At 70.7% G+C, this 15,988-nt stretch carries 20 protein-coding genes; 4 read left to right on the top strand and 16 right to left on the bottom strand.

Going from position 1 to position 15,988, the window contains the following annotated elements:
* Window positions 1–20: 20 nt before the first annotated feature.
* From KA711_08300 to KA711_08290, 3 genes are read right to left on the bottom strand one after another with little or no spacing between them, the layout of a single operon-like run.
* Window positions 21–1,172 (bottom strand): COX15/CtaA family protein, encoded by a 1,152-nt coding sequence (locus KA711_08300; protein ID MCM0608986.1) that lies wholly within the window; start codon window positions 1,170–1,172, stop codon window positions 21–23.
* Between the two features lie 11 nt (window positions 1,173–1,183).
* Window positions 1,184–1,882 (bottom strand): hypothetical protein, encoded by a 699-nt coding sequence (locus tag KA711_08295; GenBank protein ID MCM0608985.1) that lies wholly within the window; start codon window positions 1,880–1,882, stop codon window positions 1,184–1,186.
* On the bottom strand, window positions 1,857–2,603 hold the full coding sequence (locus tag KA711_08290; GenBank protein ID MCM0608984.1) for an SURF1 family protein: 747 nt from the start codon (window positions 2,601–2,603) through the stop codon (window positions 1,857–1,859). The genes KA711_08295 and KA711_08290 overlap by 26 nt, the downstream gene beginning before the upstream one ends.
* A gap of 36 nt (window positions 2,604–2,639) precedes the next feature.
* Here KA711_08290 and KA711_08285 point away from each other — a divergent pair, with 36 nt between their 5' ends.
* The gene (locus KA711_08285) at window positions 2,640–2,876 is read left to right on the top strand and encodes a DUF2909 domain-containing protein (GenBank protein ID MCM0608983.1); all 237 of its coding nucleotides are present in this window, start codon (window positions 2,640–2,642) and stop codon (window positions 2,874–2,876) included.
* A 71-nt stretch (window positions 2,877–2,947) separates the two neighbouring features.
* Here the strand turns inward: KA711_08285 and KA711_08280 are convergent, their stop codons facing one another.
* From KA711_08280 to KA711_08250, 7 genes are all read right to left on the bottom strand, one after another.
* Window positions 2,948–3,832 carry a cytochrome c oxidase subunit 3 gene (locus KA711_08280; GenBank protein ID MCM0608982.1) on the bottom strand — a complete coding sequence of 295 codons (885 nt, stop codon included), beginning with the start codon at window positions 3,830–3,832 and terminating at the stop codon, window positions 2,948–2,950.
* Window positions 3,833–3,885: 53 nt separating this feature from the next.
* Window positions 3,886–4,062: a DUF2970 domain-containing protein gene (locus KA711_08275; protein ID MCM0608981.1), complete on the bottom strand. Its 177-nt coding sequence runs from the start codon at window positions 4,060–4,062 to the stop codon at window positions 3,886–3,888.
* A 62-nt stretch (window positions 4,063–4,124) separates the two neighbouring features.
* Window positions 4,125–4,754, bottom strand: coding sequence for a cytochrome c oxidase assembly protein (locus KA711_08270; protein MCM0608980.1), 630 nt, complete (start codon window positions 4,752–4,754; stop codon window positions 4,125–4,127).
* 153 nt (window positions 4,755–4,907) lie between these two features.
* Window positions 4,908–6,542, bottom strand: a complete 1,635-nt coding sequence (gene ctaD / locus KA711_08265) for a cytochrome c oxidase subunit I (protein MCM0608979.1) — start codon at window positions 6,540–6,542, stop codon at window positions 4,908–4,910.
* Window positions 6,543–6,572: 30 nt separating this feature from the next.
* The gene (coxB, locus tag KA711_08260) at window positions 6,573–7,742 is read right to left on the bottom strand and encodes a cytochrome c oxidase subunit II (protein MCM0608978.1); all 1,170 of its coding nucleotides are present in this window, start codon (window positions 7,740–7,742) and stop codon (window positions 6,573–6,575) included.
* Window positions 7,743–7,758: 16 nt separating this feature from the next.
* Window positions 7,759–8,307, bottom strand: a complete 549-nt coding sequence (locus KA711_08255) for a DUF2244 domain-containing protein (protein MCM0608977.1) — start codon at window positions 8,305–8,307, stop codon at window positions 7,759–7,761.
* 224 nt (window positions 8,308–8,531) lie between these two features.
* Window positions 8,532–9,443 (bottom strand): biotin synthase, encoded by a 912-nt coding sequence (locus KA711_08250; protein MCM0608976.1) that lies wholly within the window; start codon window positions 9,441–9,443, stop codon window positions 8,532–8,534.
* 21 nt (window positions 9,444–9,464) lie between these two features.
* Between KA711_08250 and KA711_08245 the strand changes: the two genes are divergently transcribed.
* Together KA711_08245 and KA711_08240 are read left to right on the top strand one after the other, a co-directional pair.
* On the top strand, window positions 9,465–10,217 hold the full coding sequence (locus KA711_08245) for a ComF family protein (protein MCM0608975.1): 753 nt from the start codon (window positions 9,465–9,467) through the stop codon (window positions 10,215–10,217).
* A 2-nt stretch (window positions 10,218–10,219) separates the two neighbouring features.
* Window positions 10,220–10,690, top strand: a complete 471-nt coding sequence (locus KA711_08240; GenBank protein MCM0608974.1) for a tRNA (cytidine(34)-2'-O)-methyltransferase — start codon at window positions 10,220–10,222, stop codon at window positions 10,688–10,690.
* Between the two features lie 10 nt (window positions 10,691–10,700).
* On the opposite strand, the gene KA711_08235 is transcribed toward KA711_08240, so the two are convergent.
* The 4 genes from KA711_08235 to KA711_08220 form a co-directional block, all read right to left on the bottom strand.
* Window positions 10,701–11,696: an NAD(P)-dependent glycerol-3-phosphate dehydrogenase gene (locus KA711_08235; protein MCM0608973.1), complete on the bottom strand. Its 996-nt coding sequence runs from the start codon at window positions 11,694–11,696 to the stop codon at window positions 10,701–10,703.
* 22 nt (window positions 11,697–11,718) lie between these two features.
* Complete coding sequence (gene secB / locus KA711_08230; protein ID MCM0608972.1) at window positions 11,719–12,189, bottom strand: protein-export chaperone SecB; 471 nt, start codon at window positions 12,187–12,189, stop codon at window positions 11,719–11,721.
* Window positions 12,190–12,332: 143 nt separating this feature from the next.
* Window positions 12,333–12,590, bottom strand: coding sequence for a glutaredoxin 3 (gene grxC / locus KA711_08225; protein ID MCM0608971.1), 258 nt, complete (start codon window positions 12,588–12,590; stop codon window positions 12,333–12,335).
* 54 nt (window positions 12,591–12,644) lie between these two features.
* A complete protein-coding gene (locus tag KA711_08220) occupies window positions 12,645–13,064 on the bottom strand; it encodes a rhodanese-like domain-containing protein (protein ID MCM0608970.1) in 420 nt (139 codons plus the stop codon).
* 59 nt (window positions 13,065–13,123) lie between these two features.
* Between KA711_08220 and gpmA the strand changes: the two genes are divergently transcribed.
* Window positions 13,124–13,879 (top strand): 2,3-diphosphoglycerate-dependent phosphoglycerate mutase, encoded by a 756-nt coding sequence (gpmA, locus tag KA711_08215; protein MCM0608969.1) that lies wholly within the window; start codon window positions 13,124–13,126, stop codon window positions 13,877–13,879.
* Between the two features lie 46 nt (window positions 13,880–13,925).
* Here the strand turns inward: gpmA and KA711_08210 are convergent, their stop codons facing one another.
* Window positions 13,926–14,660, bottom strand: a complete 735-nt coding sequence (locus tag KA711_08210; protein MCM0608968.1) for a 1-acyl-sn-glycerol-3-phosphate acyltransferase — start codon at window positions 14,658–14,660, stop codon at window positions 13,926–13,928.
* Window positions 14,660–15,970, bottom strand: a complete 1,311-nt coding sequence (locus KA711_08205; protein MCM0608967.1) for a dihydroorotase — start codon at window positions 15,968–15,970, stop codon at window positions 14,660–14,662. Before KA711_08205 ends, KA711_08210 begins: the two co-directional genes overlap by 1 nt.
* Between the last annotated feature and the right edge of the window lie 18 nt (window positions 15,971–15,988).

Here is a 15,988-nt window from a genome sequence, read left to right as displayed (position 1 = left end):
GCGGGACGTAGGCCGGGATTCTAGGCAGTGGCCGGCCGCGGGCCGTGCGCTTGCGTCACGCCACTGGCCGAGGGCAAGCGCGCCAGCAGCAGCGTCATCAGCAGCACCAGCCCCGCGGCGCCCGCGGAGTGGGCCAAGGCCGCCGTCAGCGGCCAGCCCAGAACCACGTTAGACAGCCCGGTCATGATTTGCAGGCCCAGCAGCGCCAGCAGGCCCAGCGCGAAGCGGCCGGTGGCCGCGCAAGCCGCGCGTCGCCGCCACAAGGCCCAGACCAGACCCAGCATCGCGGCCGTGAGCACCAGCGCGCCGAGCCGGTGCGCCATGTGGATGGCCACCTGCGAGGGCACCGTGCGCAGCACGCCGTCGTCACCGCCGAGGCCGCGCAACACCGTGAAGCCGGTGCCGAAGTCCATCTCCGGCCACCACTGACCGTTGCAGGTGGGCAAGCCCGTGCAGGCGAGCACCGCGTAGTTGGTGCTCACCCAGCCGCCCAGCGCGATCTGCGCCACCAGCAGCGCCATGACGACGGCCGCTGCACGCTTCAGCGGCCGGGTGTCGGCCAGCGCCAGCGGCTGCTGGCGGAACGCCGCGTGCTGCGCCGCCAGCAGCGCCAGCAGCAGCAGCCCCCCCAGCAGGTGCAGCGTCACCACCGCCGGGTAGAGCTTGAGCGTGACGGTGTACTTGCCGAACATCCCCTGCACGATCACCCAGGCCAGCGTCACGGTCGGCCACCACGGCGAGAACGGCAGCCGGCGCCGGCCGACCCAGCTGAACACGGCCATCACGAGGATGAGCACGCCCACCGTCATCGCCAGATACCGGTGGACCATCTCGATCCAGGCCTTGCTCCAGGTGACGGGTCCGCCGGGTGCGGCGGTCTGTGCGGCGACGATGTCCTCGCGCGCACCGAAGGGACTGACCTCGCCGTAGCAGCCCGGCCAGTCGGGGCAGCCCAGGCCGCTGTCGGACAGCCGCGTGAAGGAGCCGAAGACGATGAGGTCGAAGGTCAGGAACAGCGTCAGAGCGGTCAGCGTGGCCATGCGGCCGCACGTGTCGGCGCCGCGGGCGCGCAGCCACCACCACGCGAGCGGCAAGGCGGCCAGCAGCAGCGCCAGCAGCAGCAGCCGCAAGAGCGGCGCGAGATCGACCAGGGCCTGCTCGGAGCCGTCCATCGCGTTGTGCTTCAGCGCCCCGCGTTGTCCCAGCTCGACGAGGCGCGCAGCAGCTTGCGCAGGTCGCGAATCACGCGCTGCGGCTCGGCTGCGGGCGGCATGCGCATCATCCACATGCCCATGGGGTCGACGACGTAGAGGTGCTCGTCGAGCGCGTGCCCGGCCTGCGGCGCGAGCCAGCCGGCCAGCGCCTCGCGCGGGGCGCGCAGCAAGGTGGCCGGCGGGGCGGCCTCGAGCGCAGCGCGCTGCTCGGGCTTGAGCGCGGTGTCGCCGGCCACCAGCACGATCTTGTCGAGCCGGTCGCGGTCGCGCCCCAGCATCTCGCGCAGCTGCCGCTGCATGAACAGGCGCCGCTCGCAGGCCTCGCCGCAAGCCGGGTCCACCACCACCACCAGCAGCCACTGCCCGCGCAGCGAGGCCGGGGCCACGGGCACGCCGTCCAGCGTGGCCAGCGGCAGGGTGGTGGGCAGCTCGCGCGGGGGCAGGACGAGCTCGCCGTAGTTGGTGCGACCCTCGGGCCGGATGACGAAGTAGGTGAAGTACGAGGCGATCACCGGCGAGGCGCACACCAGCAGCACCAGCAGCATCTTCAGCCGGCCGCTGACCGTGCGCCGCTGCCCGGCCTGCACCGGCTCGGCGAGGTCGGGCGTGGCCATGTCGTGCACGGTCATCGCCAGCGGTTGCTCAGGTGGGAGGGCGTTCGGAGGCATGGTCGGGCCGGGCGGGCCGGAAAAACTGGAACCAGACAAGAAGGCCCAGCGTCAGCGCCGACAGCGCAAACCACTGGAAGGCATAGCCGTGGTGCTTGTCGACACCGCTGCCCGGGGCCGGCCACTCGCGCAGCAGGCCGTCGGGCGGCGCGCCGGGGCTGTCGTCCTGGATCAGCACCCACGGCCGCAGACTCAGGCCCCGTTCACGCGCAAATGCGTCGATCTCAAGATTCTGCCGGAGCACCCCGCCGCCCGCCTCGCCAAGCTCGTACAACCGCGGCACGCGGGGGGCGATGCGCCCCTGCACGCTCACCTCGGCGGCGGGCGTGTCGAAGGGCGCCAGGCGCGTGCGGTCCTGCAGGTCGCGCGGGATCCAGCCGCGCTGCACCAGCACCGCGCTGCCGTCGGCCAGTTGCAGCGGCGTGACGATGTAGAAGCCCACCCGGCCGCCCATGGGACGGTTCTCCAGCGCCACGGTGGCCTCGGCCTGCCAGCGGCCCTGCAGTTGCGCGCGGCGTTGCACGAGCGGCTCCACGGCCTCGGCACGGTGCGGCAGTTCCTCGCCCACGAGCACCGGCTGCGCGAGCTGCTCCTGGCGCTGGCGCTCCAGCGCCTGCTTTTCGGCGGCGCGGTCGAGCTGCCACCAGCCCAGGCGGGCCGTGAGCAGCGTCAAGCCGACGGCAGCCAGCAGGACGACCGGGTGCAGGCGCCGTTTGCTCACGGCCGACCCCGGGGCCGGGCTGGATAATCCGGCGGCATGAAGGTCCTGATGGTGCTGGTGCTCGTGGCGGTTCTGGGTGCGCTGGCCAGCGCCGGTTTTTTCATGCTCAAGCGCGACCCCGGCGCGACGAGCGACGACCCTGCTGCCCGCGACCGCCGCATGGCAAGGGCGCTGGCGGTGCGCGTGGGCTTGTGCGTGGCGCTGTTCATCGTCATCCTGATCGGTTGGGCGATGGGCTGGGTGCGGCCCGGCGGGCTGCCGGTGCCGGCCTGAAAACGAACAACGCCGCGGCAGCGGCGGCGTTGTCGGCGAGCAGCGGCGGGCCCGCGGCCGCCCCGGTGTCGTCAGAGCCAGTACACCAGGATGTACAGGCCGAACCACACCACGTCGACGAAGTGCCAGTACCAGGCCGCGCCCTCGAAGCCGAAGTGGCGCTCGGGTGTGAAGTGGCCCTTCATCAGTCGCAGCGTGATGAAGATCAGCATCAGCATGCCCACGAACACGTGGAAACCGTGGAAACCGGTGAGCATGAAGAAGGTGCTGCCGAAGATGCCGCTGTTGAGCTTGAGGTTCAGGTCGCGGTAGGCGTGAAGGTACTCATAGGCCTGCACGCACAGGAAGATGGCGCCCAGCGCCACCGTGATCCACATCCAGGTGATCGTCTTGGCCCGCTGGCCGGCGATGAGGGCGTGGTGCGCGATGGTCAGCGTGATGCCGCTGGACAGCAGCAGCGCGGTGTTGATCGTCGGCAGCCAGAAGGGCCCCATGGTCTGGAACGGCTCGACGATGCCGGCTGGCGAGGCCGTGGCACCGCCTCCGGCGCTCGGCCAGATGGCCTTGAAGTCGGGCCACAGCAGCTGGTGGTCAAGATTGCCCAGCATCGGCAGCGTGTGCACGCGGGCCCAGTACAGCGCGCCGAAGAAGGCCGCGAAGAACATCACCTCGCTGAAGATGAACCAGCTCATGCTCCAGCGGAACGAGACGTCGATGCGCTGCGAGTACAGGCCGCCTTCGCTCTCGGCGATGGCCTGGCTGAACCACTGGAACATCACCGTCAGCCACACCACGATGCCGGCCAGCAGCACCCAGGCGCCCCATGCGTGGTCATTCACCCACTGGCCCGCACCGAGGATGACGAGGAACAGGCCCACCGCCATCAGCGCCGGGTGGCGCGAAGGCGCGGGAACGAAGTAGTACGGGGTCTGGCCCGCGGGGGTAGTGGCTGCCATGGCTTGTGTATCTCCTCGAACCCTCGGAACTGCAGAAACTTGAATCGTTGCGGTCAGGCGGCCACGCCACTGCCCACCACCCAGCGGACGAGCAGCACCAGCGTGACGACGAACACGGCAGCCCCGAGCAGGCCGCCGATCAGCAGGTGGACCGGATTGAGCCGGCTGACGTCGGCACCCATGTCGCGCGCGCGGCGCACACCGAAGAAGCCCCAGAACACCGCCCTCATCGTCTGCCCGAAGGACAGTGGGCGCTGTGTCGCGCTGGCGAGCGGGCCGCGCGCGCTGTCCGTCACGAGCCGGCTCCCAGGCCGGGCACCACGGCCGCGGTCTGCTGGCCCACCGTGCCCAGCGGCTGCGGCGGCACCTTGCCGCCGACCTCGAAGAAGGTGTAGGAGAGCGTGATGGTGGTCACGTCGCGCGGCAGCTTGGGGTCGATGACGAAGGCCACCGGCCACTCGCGCGACTCGCCGGGCCTGAGCGTGTACTCGTTGAAGCAGAAGCACTCGAGCTTGTTGAAGTGCGGGCTGGCCTGCTTGGGCGCATAGCTGGGGATGGCTTGCGCGGCCATGGTGCGCTTCTGGATGTTGGTGAACTGGTACATCACCGTGGCCAGTTCGCCCGGGTGAACCTGGATCGAGCGCTTCGCAGGCTTGAAGTCCCAGGGTCCGCGCACGTTGGCGTCGAACTCCACGGTGATGGAGCGCGTGGTGTCGACCTGGGTGTTGGTGGTCCGGCCGTGGGCCCCCGTCCAGACGCCCGTGGCCGCGCGCTGCTGCGACAGCGTCAGCACGTTGATGCCCAGCGCCTCGCAGATGGCCCGGTACATGGGCACCAGCGAGTATCCGAAGCCGAACATCAGCAGCACGATCAGCAGCAGCTTGCCGAGCATGCGCCGGTTGTCGGCGAGCAGTCGCTTCATGGTGCCTGCCTCTGGGTCATGCGCCGAAGAAGGCGATGCGCACGACGAAGCCTCCGCCGAGCAACGCCGCCAGCGACGCCAGGATCAGCGCAAGCCGCAGGTTCGCCTTGCGTTGCTCGGGGGTGCGTGCCATCGCGTCGTCTCGCGCCCCGCTCAGCCCACCACGCGGGTGGCGGTGGCGTCGAGCTTGGGCGGGTTCTCGAAGGTGTGGAACGGCGCCGGAGACGGCACCTCCCACTCCAGGCCTTCGGCGGCCTCCCAGGGCTTCTGGGACGCCGGCTCGCCCTTGCCGCGCATCATGGGCACGACGACGAACACGAAGAAGTACACCTGCATCAGCCCGAAGCCGAAGGCGCCGATCGAGGCGATCATGTTGAAGTCGGCGAACTGCATCGGGTAGTCGGCGTAGCGGCGGGGCATGCCGGCCAGCCCGAGGAAGTGCATCGGGAAGAAGGTGATGTTGAAGAAGAACAGCGAGCCCCAGAAGTGGATCTTGCCGCGCACTTCGGAGTACATGACGCCGGTCCACTTGGGGCCCCAGTAGTACACGCCCGCGAACAGCGCGAACAACGAGCCCGCAACGAGCACGTAGTGGAAGTGCGCCACCACGTAGTAGGTGTCCTGCAGCTGGATGTCGATCGGCGCCATCGCCAGGATCAGCCCCGTGAAGCCCCCCATCGAGAAGACGAACAGGAAGCCCACTGACCACAGCATCGGCGTCTCGAAGGTCATCGAGCCCTTCCACATCGTGGCCAGCCAGTTGAAGATCTTCACGCCCGTGGGCACCGCGATCAGCATCGTGGCGTACATGAAGAACAGCTGGCCGGTGACGGGCATGCCGGTCGTGTACATGTGGTGCGCCCACACGATGAACGACAGGATCGCGATCGATGCCGTGGCGTAGACCATGCTGGTGTAGCCGAACAGCTTCTTGCGCGCGAAGGCCGGGATGATGGCGCTCACGATGCCGAAGGCCGGCAGGATCATGATGTAGACCTCGGGGTGGCCGAAGAACCAGAAGATGTGCTGGTACATCACCGGGTCGCCGCCGCCCGCGGGGTTGAAGAAGCTGGTGCCGAAGTGGCGGTCGGTCAGCGTCATCGTGATCGCGCCCGCGAGCACCGGCATCACCGCGATCAGCAGGTAGGCGGTGATCAGCCAGGTCCAGCAGAAGAGGGGCATCTTCATCAGCGTCATGCCGGGTGCGCGCATGTTCAGGATCGTCACGATGATGTTGATCGAGCCCATGATCGAGCTCGCGCCCATGATGTGCATCGCGAAGATCGCGGCGTCCATCGACGGGCCCATCTGCAGCGTCAGCGGGGCGTAGAGCGTCCAGCCCGCGGCCGGCGCGCCGCCGGGCATGAAGAACGAACCCGCCAGGATCAGCGCCGCTGGGATCAGCAGCCAGAAGCTGAGGTTGTTCATGCGCGCGAAGGCCATGTCGCTCGCGCCGATCTGCAGCGGGATCATCCAGTTCGCGAAGCCCACGAAGGCCGGCATGATGGCGCCGAACACCATGATCAGGCCGTGCATCGTGGTGAGCTGGTTGAACAGCTCCGGGTTCACGAACTGCAGCCCCGGCTGGAACAGCTCGGCGCGGATGCCCAGCGCCAGGACGCCGCCCACCATCAGCATCGCGAAGCTGAACAACAGGTACATCGTGCCGATGTCCTTGTGGTTCGTCGCGAAGACCCAGCGGCGCCAGCCGGTGGGCTTGTGGTCGTGGTCGTCGTGGGCGTGGTCGTGACCGGCAACGTGGCCGTGCGGGGGAAGGACTGCGCTCATGGTTCGGATGCCTCTTGCAGATTCAGTCGGTCACTTGCGCGCGGCCATGATCTCGGCAGGCTGGATGAGCTTGCCGGTCTGGTTGGACCACGAGTTCTTGGTGTAGGTCAGCACGGCCGCGATCTCGGTGTCCGAGAGCTGCTTCCAGGCTGGCATCGCGCCGTTGGCGGCGCCATTGAGCAGGATTTCGATCTGGCGCGCGGGCTCATTCAAGACGATCGCGCTGCCGTCCAGCGGCTTGATCGGGCCGGCGCCCTTGCCGTCGGCGCGGTGGCAGGCGGCGCAGTTGGCGTTGTAGACCTTCTCGCCGCGGGCCACGAGGTCGGCCAGCACCCAGACCTTGCTCGGGTCGTCGGCCTTGGCCTGCATCGCCTTCTTCCTGGCCGCCACCCAGGCGGTGTACTCGTCGGCCGTGACCACCTTGACGTGGATCGGCATGTAGGCGTGTTCCTTGCCGCACAGCTCGGCGCACTGGCCGTAGAAGTCGCCGGTCTTCTCGGCGCGGAACCAGGTGTCGCGCACAAAGCCCGGGATGGCGTCCTGCTTGACGCCGAAGGCCGGCACCATCCAGGCGTGGATCACGTCGTTGGCGGTGGTGACGATGCGGATCTTCTGGTTGACGGGCACCACCAGCGGGTTGTCGACCTTGAGCAGGTAGTCGGCGCCTTGCGGCTTGCCCTGGTCGGACATCACGCGGTGCGAGGCATCCAGCGCGGACAGAAAGGCGATCCCCTCGCCCTCACCCTTGAGATAGTCGTAGCCCCACTGCCACTGGTAACCGGTGGCCTTGATGGTGAGGTCGGCGTTGGTGGTGTCCTTCATCGCGACCACGGTGCGCGTGGCCATGGCACCCATGGCGATGACGATGATGAAGGGCACCACCGTCCAGGCGATCTCCACCGCCGTGCTCTCATGGAAGTTCGCCGGCTTGTGGCCCAGAGACTTGCGGTGCTTGAGGATCGAATAGAACATGACCCCGAACACGGCAACGAAGATCACCGTGCACACGATCAGCATGAACCAGTGCAGGAAGTGCTGCTGCTCGGCGATCTGCGTCGCTGCGGGATGCAGGTTGAGCTGGTTGACCGCCGGGCCGCCGGGCAGGTCGGACACGGCCATGGCGGCGCCCGATGCGAACAGGGCGCCCAGGGCCAGCGGAGCCTGGCGCAGGCGTTGACGGAAGGATGTCGAGCGCGTCATCGGTTTCACTTCAGGGTCAAGGTTCGATTTCGGGACCGCGGCGCAAGGCCGTGCGAAGTTCCTGGGCCAGGGCGGCGCGCAGTTCGGGCCGCACGAAGCGGCCGACGCGCACACTTCCGCCGCGCCCACGCAGCTGCACCAGGGAGCCCTGGCCGGCGGCGGGCTCGACAGCGAGCCATTCGGTGTCGAGAAGCGTGTGCCGCACCTGGCTGCCGAGGCTTTGCTCGACATGCAGCGAGCGGCCCTCCAGCGTGAGGGTCTCGTGGTCGCCGGCATGGCGGGCGAAGATCAGCATCGCCACGCCGACCGCCAGCAGCTCGATGCCCGCGAAGGCGGCAACGTAAGGCGCGCCCTGCGCCACGAAGAATGCCGACACGGCCACCGACACGACACAGAGAGACAGGAACACCGCGCCCAGCTGACGCGGCGTGATCGAGCAGTTGCGGCGCAGCGGCCACTGCAGCGCCGGGCGGCCACCGGGACCCGGGTTCAGCAGCCGGCGGCCGAACGAGGAACCCGTGCGGGGCGCAGGGGCCCAAGGCGCTGGTACGGCGGTGACGGACATGCTGGAGAACGGCTACTGCAGGAACGGCGGACGTCGTGACGGTGTGCGGCGGGTGCTGGTTCTGCTTGCGGCGCCAAGCCCGACTCTCGGTGTCGACAGGGGCTGCGGCCGTCACCGGGCGCATCCCAACCCTTTTGGACGACACGAATTCTAGCTCAGCACCCCCTCGGGTAATGACGTGGATAAAGCGGCAAAACGCCCACGCAGGTCGAGTCAGGACCGCGTCAGCGCAGCGGGGTCGGCGGTCGGCGCCGGGCCATCGTGCGCAGGTCATCCAGCGCCACCGTGGTCTCGGCTGCCAGGCGTGCCCGGGGCAGCGGCTTGAAGGCGTGTCCGTACACGATTTCGAACGCCAGGCTCAGCCGGCCATCGGGGCCGCGGGTGGCCTCCAGATGCTGCAACAGGCCTTTCCGCCAGCGCGGGGTGCGCAGGCCCGGTGCGCGCGTCGGCGCGGCGTTGAGGCCCAGCGTGCGCAGCTCGGCCAGCGCGGCATCGGGGTGACCCCAGGTCAGGCGCAGCGTCTCCTGGTCCATCACCGGGTCGGCGAAGCCGGCGTGCACCAGCATGTCGCCGAGGTCGTGCATGTCCACCAGCGGGGCCAGCGGCGCCGGCCAGCCGGCTGCGGCATACAGCGTTGACAGGGACTGCAGCGTGCCCGGCCCGAGGGTGCAGAACATCAGAAATCCGTCGACCGCCAGCGCGCGTTGCCAGGCCACGAATTGTGCCTGCGGGTCGGGCAAGGTGTGCAGCAGCATCGTGCTCCAGACCAGCTGCGCCTGGCCGGCGGGCACTGCGGCGGGGGCCCGCACGGCGGGGGCGGCGCCGCGCGACAGCAGGCGCTGCCACCAGGGCAGGACGGCCGGCGGGGCGTCAGGGGCGTCGGGATCCACCGGCGTGATGCAGGCCTGCGGGTAGGCGCTGGACAGCAGCAGGCGGTCGTGGCGCGGCTGCAGGCCCCAGTCGAGCACGGCCGGCGGCTGCAGCTTCACCACCGCGAGCCGCTCGGCCATGCGGCGCGCGACCTCGGTGTGCAGCCAGGGCGGCTCCGGCGCGTCGCGCAGCCGGCGGCGCCAGCGCGCCAGCGCCACCGCGTCCACCGGCCGGGGCGCGGTGGCGGGGGCGTCGGGCACGGGCATGCGTGGCAGTATAGGGACGCCATGCTCCGCGACCTTCTGGGTTCCCCAGCACCCGGTGCCCCTCGCCAGGGGCATTGGCCGACGCAGTGCGAGCTGTGCCGCCAGTGGACCGCGGGCGACGCCCTGTGCCCGGGCTGCGACACGCGCTTTGCCTCGCTGCGCGCACGTTGCACACGCTGCGCCTTGCCGACCGGCACGCCGGTGCACCGCTGCGGCGGCTGCCTGGGCGCCCAGGAGCCGCCGTTCGACGCCACCGTGGCCGCGGCCGACTACGGCTTCCCTTGGGACAGCCTCGTGCAGGCCTTCAAGTTCCATGGCCGCGTGGAGCTGGCCCCCCTGCTGGCCGACCGGCTGGCCCGCGCCGTGGCGGCGTCCGCGCCGCCGGCCACGCTGCCCGCGCCGACGCTGGTGCTGCCCGTGCCGCTGGCCCCGGCCCGGCTGGCCGAGCGCGGCTACAACCAGGCCTGGGAGCTGGCCCGCCGCGTCGCCCGTCTGCGCGGCCTGCCGGCTGACGACGCGCTGCTGCTGCGACCCATCGACACCCCGCACCAGACCGGCCAGTCGCGGGCCGGACGCGAGGCCAACCTCGCGCGCTCGTTCATGGCCGAGCCCAGGCAGCGCGCTGCGCTGGCCGGCCGCGCCGTGGCGCTGGTGGACGACGTCATGACCACCGGCGCCACCGTGGCCGCCGCCGCGCAGGAACTGCGCCGCGCGGGCGCCACGGCCGTGCACGTGTGGGTGTTTGCGCGCACGCCCGCGCCGGGCAGCGCCTGAACATGTTCCACATCGTGCTCGTCGAGCCGGAGATCCCGCCCAACACCGGCAACGTCATCCGGCTGGTGGCCAACACCGGCTGCACGCTGCACCTGGTGGAACCGCTGGGTTTTTCGATGGACGACAAGCTGCTGCGCCGCGCCGGGCTTGATTACCACGAGTGGGCCGAGGTGCAGCGGCATGCCGACTTCGACGCCTTCCTTGCCGCTGCGCAGCCCGACCCGGCGCGCCTGTTCGCCTTCACCACGCACGGCTCGCAGGCGCTGCCGGCGGTGCGCTGGCAGCTGGGCGACAGCTTCGTCTTCGGCAGCGAATCGCGCGGGCTCGCGCCCGAGCTGCGTCAACGATTCGCGCCGGCCCAGCGCGTGCGCCTGCCGATGCGGCCGGGCCAGCGCAGCCTGAACCTGAGCAACGCGGTGGCGGTGGTGGTGTTCGAGGCCTGGCGCCAGCAGGGCTACGTGGGCGGCGTCTGAAGAGGCCGGATCAACCCGCCTCGGCCTTGGCATCGCGCGCCATCAGCGCGGCCACGGCCTGCGCGGGGGCAAGGCGGCCTTCGAGCACCGCCACCACGGCAGCCGTGATCGGCATGTCCACGCCGAGGGCCTGCGCGCGCTGCAGCGCCACCGCCGCGGTGGGCACGCCTTCGGCCACGTGGCCCAACTCGGCCAGCGCTTGGGGCAGGCGCCGTCCGGCGGCCAGCGCCAGACCCACCGCGCGGTTGCGCGACAAGGAGCCGGTGGCGGTGAGCACCAGGTCGCCCAGTCCCGACAGGCCCATGAAGGTGTCGGGCCGCGCGCCCAGCGCCTGGCCCAGGCGCGTCATCTCGGCCAGCCCGCGCGTGATCAGTGCCGCACGGGCATTCAGGCCCGCCGCCGGCAGACCGTCGACGATGCCGGTGGCGATGGCCAGCACGTTCTTCAGCGCGCCGCCGACCTCCACACCCACGATGTCGGCGCTGGTGTAGACGCGCAGCGCGCCACCGTGGAAGGCCTCGACCGCGCGCGCGGCGAGCGCGGCATCGGCGCTGGCGGCCACCAGCGCGGTGGGCAGGCCGCGCGCCACCTCCAGCGCGAAGCTCGGCCCGCTGAGCACGCCGCAGGGCCGCCCCGGGCGCAGCGTGCGCGCGATCTCGTGGCCCAGCAGGCCGGTGCCAGCCTCGAAACCCTTGCAGAGCCACAGCGCCGGGGCGTCCGCCGGCAGCGCCTGCAGCAGGCTGCGCAGGCCGGCCATGGGCGTGGCGATGACGAGCAGGCCGTCGGCGCCTTGGCCGTGCGCCAGCGCCGCAGGCAGGTCGTCCGTGGCCCGCAGCGACGGCGGCAGCGCCACCTCGGGCAGGTAGCGGGCGTTGGTGTGCGTGGCCTGCAGGGCCGCAGCCTGGGCCGCATCACGCGCCCACAGCCACGTGTCGTGGCCGGCGGCTGCCGCGGCAGCGGCCAGGGCCGTGCCCCAGGCACCAGCGCCGAGCACCGCGATCTGCATCGCCGTGCCTCCGCCGACGCCCTTAGTTCGCGCCGGTGATGATGCGCGAGCCGCCGTTGGCCGCCGCGGCGGCCTGCTGCTGCTGGGCCTCGAACATGGCCTGGAAGTTGACTTCCGTCAGCAGGATCGGCGGAAAGCCGGCGCGCGTGCAGACGTCGGACACGATGGCGCGCAGGTAGGGGTAGACCATCTGCGGGCAAACGACGCTGACGATGCCCTGGAGCTGTTCCGGCGGCACGTTGCGGATCTCGAAGATGCCGGCCTGCTTGGCCTCGACCAGGAACAGCGTCTTGTCCTTGAGGTTGGCGGTGACGGTGGCGGCAACGGTGATCTCGAACACGCCGTCGGCGACCTGGTCGGCACCCATCTGCAGGTTGATGTCGACCTGCGGCTGGCCCTGCTCGAGAAGGATCTGCGGCGAGTTGGGTTGCTCCAGCGACAGGTCCTTCAGGTACATGCGCTGGATGTTGAAAACGGGGGTCTCGTCGGCCATGGTCCTGCTCTCGCCTGGGGTGGGGGAATGCGCGTGAAACAAGGCCCGGTGCCGAGGGCGGCAACGGGCCGGAAGCACGCATTATCGACGAGCGGCGCCGCAGCGCGGCACCGGGCGCAGCCCGGCCGGGCGTGCCGCTTTGGTCAGCGCGCGAGCATCGGCGCGAGGCTGCCGCGCTGGTCGAGCGCGATCAGGTCGTCGCAGCCGCCGACATGCGTGTCGCCGATGAAGATCTGCGGCACGGTGCGGCGGCCGGTGAGCGCGATCATCGCGTCGCGCTGGGCCGGGTCGAGGTCGACGCGGATCTCGTCGATCTGCTCGACGCCGCGCTGCTTGAGCAGCGCCTTGGCCCGGATGCAGTACGGGCACACCTGGGTGGTGTACATGCGCACCTTGCTCATGGACTCTCCTGGACGGGGGATGAAGGGCGGGTGAAGATTGTCCCCGCACCCCAATCACCCTGCGGCCGACTTCTCCATCGGCAGTTGGGCCTCGCGCCAGGCAGCGTTGCCGCCAGACACCGACACCGCCTTGTCGTAGCCGGCCTTGCGCAACAGTCCTGCAGCACGACCCGCCCGCGAGCCCGTGGGGCACAGCACAATGACCGGCAGCGCCTTGTTCGTGGGCAGATCCTTGGAGCCCTCGAGTTGGCCGAAGGGCACGTTGCGCGCGCCGCTGGCGTGCGCCTGGCCGTACTCACCCGGCTCGCCGACGTCGATCAGCACGCCCTTCTCGCGGTTGATCAGGCGCACGGCCTCCGAGGTGCCGACGGCAGTGCCGCCGCCGGCGGCCTTGTTGACCATCGGCCACACCAGCAGGGCGCCGGAGACGAAGGCGACGAGGATCAGGATCCAGTTTTCGGCGATGAAGCTCACGGTGGCGTCGGCAGCGGAAGCGGCCGGAAGTGCAAACCCCGGATCATAGAATCCCGGCGATGCCAAAACCGGTCCACCAGCTCGTCCTGATCCGCCACGGGGAATCCACCTGGAACCTCGAGAACCGCTTCACCGGCTGGACCGACGTGCCGCTCACCGATACCGGCGTGGCCCAGGCGCGCGAGGCCGGTCGTCTGCTGCGCGAAGGCGGCTGGGCTTTCGATGTCGCCTACACCTCGGTGCTCAAGCGCGCCGTGTGGACGCTGTGGCACGCACTCGACACGATGGAACGCACCTGGCTTCCGGTGCGCCATGACTGGCGGCTCAACGAGCGCCACTATGGCGCGCTGCAGGGCCTGAACAAGGCCGACATGGCGAAGACGTTCGGCGACGAGCAGGTGCTGATCTGGCGCCGCAGCTACGACGTGCCGCCACCGGCGCTGGAGCCGTCGGATCCCCGCTGCGAGCGCAACGACCCGCGCTACGCCAGGCTGGCGCCGGAGCAGGTGCCGCTGACCGAGTGCCTGAAGGACACAGTCGCCCGTGTGCGGCCGTTCTGGGATGAAGTGCTGGTCCCGGCCATCGGCAGCGGTCAACGCGTGCTGATCGCGGCCCACGGCAACAGCATCCGCGCGATGGTGAAGATGCTCGACGGCATCGGCGACGCCGAGATCGTGGGCGTCAACATCCCCAACGGCATCCCGCTGGTCTACGAGCTGGACGCCGCGCTCAAGCCCATCCGCCGCCACTACCTGGGCGACGCCGAGGCAGCCGCTCGGGCCGCTGCGGCCGTGGCGGCTCAGGGCCGGGCTTGAGGTCAACCGGCTTCGCCGGGCACCTTGACCGCCGCCGGGGGCGACCTCAAGCGCCCAGGCGCGCGGCCACCTGCTGGCGCAGGTGTTCGGCCAGCGCTCGACGGTCGGCGTGGGCGCTGGCCACCGGCGGCAGGATGTCGACGTGCACGGCCAGTGCGCGCGCCGAGGCCATGCGCCACACCGCCTGCAGCAGCGTGGTCTCGCCGAGGAACTGCGCGGCAGTGGCGCAGCGCTCGCCTGGCACGGCGTAGCGCAACACCACCGGCTGCACCGGCGTGCCGGTGGCGATGGCCGCCTGCAGCAGGTTGGCATGAAAGGGCAGCGGCACGTCGCCCGGCCCCGTGGTGCCTTCGGGAAACACGGCCACCGTCTCGCCGCGCTGCAGCGACTCGGCCATCGCGTGCACCACGCGCAACGCGTCGCGCTTGCGCTCGCGCTCGATGAACAAGGTGCCGGCGTTTCTGATGAGCCAGCCCAGCAAGGGCCAGGCCTGCACGTCGGCCTTGGAGACGAAGCGCGCGTGCGGGATGGCCGCGTGGATGGCGGCGATGTCGAGAAAGGACACGTGATTGGCCACGACCAGCGTGGCCCCGGACCGCGGTGCCGTGCCGCTGACGTGCAACGCCAGGCCGAGATGGCGCACCAGCGCCGCCGACCACCAGCCGATGCGCGCATGGCGCCCGGCCGCGTCGAGCGCTGGAAAGCGCGTCATCACCGCCATGCCGTGCAGCAGATGCAGGCAGCAGCGCAGCAGGCGCAGCAGCGCGATCAGCGACCGCATCAGCGCCTGCCGCTCTCGAAGGCCAGCGTGCCCGCCACCAGGGTGCAGCGCACCCGCCCGGGCAGCGCCATGCCGGTGTGGCCAAAGGCAAAAGGCGTGTGCTGGCCCTGGCTGACCAGCATGCCCGGCGTCAGGGCCCAGTCGTCGGCGGGGTCGAACAGGCAGAGATCCGCCACGCCGCCTTCGACCAGGCGGCCGGCGCTGCTGGCGAGGGATCCCACCGCGTCACCGAGCACGCGCACGGGATCGCAGGTCACGCGGGCCAGCGCGGTGTGCAGGGGCAGCCCGCTGTCGCGGCCCCATCGCAACGCCAGGCTGAGCAGCAACTCCAGGCCCGTGGCGCCCGGCTCGGCTTCGCCGAAGGGGAGGTTCTTCGCGTCCTCGGCCACGGGGTTGTGGTCGGAGACGAGCGCGTCGATGGTGCCGTCGGCCAGCCCGGCGCGCAACGCGTCGCGGTCGGCGCCCTGGCGCAGCGGCGGCACGAGGCGCATGTCGGGATTGAAGAAGCCGATGTCGACGTCGGTGAGGTGCAGCGAGTTGATGCTGACGTCGGCCGTGATCGGCAGGCCCTCCGCCTTGGCCGCGCGAACCAGGGCCACGCCGGCCGCGCTGGACAGCCGGCACAGGTGCACCCGCGCCCGGGTGGCCCGCACGAGTTCGATGAGGGTATGCAGCGCGATCGTCTCGGCCACCACGGGCACACCCGACAGGCCCAGCCTGGTGGCCACCGCCCCCGAAGCCGCGACGCCCCGACCCAGCGCGGCGTCCTGCGGGTGCAGCCAAACGGCATAGCCGTAGGTGGCGGCGTACTGCAGCGCGCGCATGAGCACCAGGCTGTCGGGCAGCGGCAGATCGGCCTGCGAGAAGCCCACGCAGCCGGCCTCGGTGAGCTCGGCCATCTCGGTGAGCGTGGCGCCCTTCAACTCGCGCGTCAGCGCGCCGAGCGGAAACAACCGACAGCGGCTGAGCTTGCGGGCGCGGAACTTGAGCATCTCCACCAGCCCCGGCTCGTCGAGCACAGGGTCGGTGTCGGGCGGGCACACGAGACTCGTGACGCCGCCGGCAGCGGCCGCGGCCAGCTCGCTCTCGAGCATGCCTTCGTGCTCCTGCCCGGGCTCGCGCAGCCGCGCGGCCAGGTCCACGAGGCCGGGGGCCACCACCAGGGCGGTGGCGTCGATCACGCGGTCGGCCGCGAACTCGGTGGGCGTGCCGATGCCGACGATGCGGCCCGACGCGATGGCGACATCGGCCGTCTCGTCGCGGCCGCTGGCGGGGTCGATGACGCGGCCGTTGCGGATGAGGATCTTCATGCCGGCCCTCCGATGGGC

Origin of the sequence: Ideonella sp. WA131b (assembly GCA_023657425.1) — a bacterium.
Taxonomy (GTDB): domain Bacteria; phylum Pseudomonadota; class Gammaproteobacteria; order Burkholderiales; family Burkholderiaceae_C; genus Rubrivivax.
Note: the sequence above shows the minus strand (reverse complement) of the source record. Positions and strands in the feature narration are given on the sequence as shown.